This is a genomic window from Microcoleus sp. K5-D4 (assembly GCF_036704575.1).
Classification (GTDB): Bacteria; Cyanobacteriota; Cyanobacteriia; order Cyanobacteriales; family Microcoleaceae; genus Microcoleus.
Map to the genome: position 1 here is coordinate 1 of NZ_JAUBSD010000219.1, position 1,204 is coordinate 1,204.

A 1,204-nucleotide genomic window follows, 5' to 3' on the forward strand; every position below is an offset into this window, starting at 1 on the left:
GCAAATCATTCATAAATCGATTGAGGGTTCGATCGAGCATGAGTTTCATGAGAATGTTAGCTCACGCATCACCAAACTTGTGTAGCTTGGGAAAGTCAAATCTTTGCTGCTGTATGGTAAAATTGAAGAACCATTTAACCAAGGAAAAAGAACCGATCCGATTCCCAAATTTTCTCACCCAAGTTTTGGCATGGAGCCAAATATCCTCTACAGGATTTTGCAGGCGGAGCATTGGGAGCAAATAGGACACAAGTTAAAGGCCATTCATCCTTCTGTTTGCCTCGATTAACTTCTTCTAGGTAAGCCTTCATCTCTTTATATTTGTGGTAACTAGCTCCATCCCAAATAATCAAGTGTCTCGCTTCCGGATTTAAGCATTGTAAATACTTTAAGAAATCGACCGTATTCTCGGAATTCGCAGTCGCATATTCTCGCAGAACAAACTGTTTGGTTAAATAATCTATCGCACCATAATAAGTTTGTTTTTCTCTCTCATTTACCACTGGTATTTCTATTTTCTCATTGCGCCTTCCCCAAACATAGCCACAGGCATCTCCCCAAAGAAGGTGACACTCATCAATCAAATACACCACAAGCTTTCTCGACTAAGAAAGCTTCTCGATGTTCTTCGAGAGTTTCACAAATTTCTTGGTGCTTTTTTTTGACAAGCTCTTCATCACTTTTTGGGTTCTTTTTTTGAGACTTTTTCCAGCTAATTCCCGCTGACTTAAAGAGTTGATAGTAGCTGGTTTGAGATTTAAATTCAATCTGATATCGCTCTGCTATATAATTGGCAACAGCAGATATATCCCACTGATTTTTCTCGGTTAACCATTGGATAATTTCCTCTCGTTCTTCTGGCTTAAGCTGTCCCTGCGAGCCTCGATGATTTAAGAGCAATCCTTCAATTCCATACAACGCATAATTGATTTTCCACTTGCTGATAAATGGAGATGATACTCCCAAAATAGTTTGGATAGTTTTGCGACATATCCCTTCAATTAGCATCCGAACAGAAGGAGCTCTTTTTAGTTCTCTTGGGTCGGGATTGCCGGCAATAAAATTTTCGAGTTCTAATAAAGCCTGGGCTTCATCTTCTTTGAATTTGTCTGACGATTTCTCTCGGAACATCTCAACTTATACTTAGATTTACATCTCTCATTATACACGCTCGATGATTTACAAATCATTTGCGATCGCTATA

At 39.1% G+C, this 1,204-nt stretch carries 1 pseudogene; it reads right to left on the reverse strand.

From position 1 onward, the window contains the following. Nucleotides 1-61: 61 nt before the first annotated feature. Nucleotides 62-1,131: pseudogene (locus tag QUA77_RS29145) on the reverse strand (IS630 family transposase). Nucleotides 1,132-1,204 lie beyond the last annotated feature (73 nt).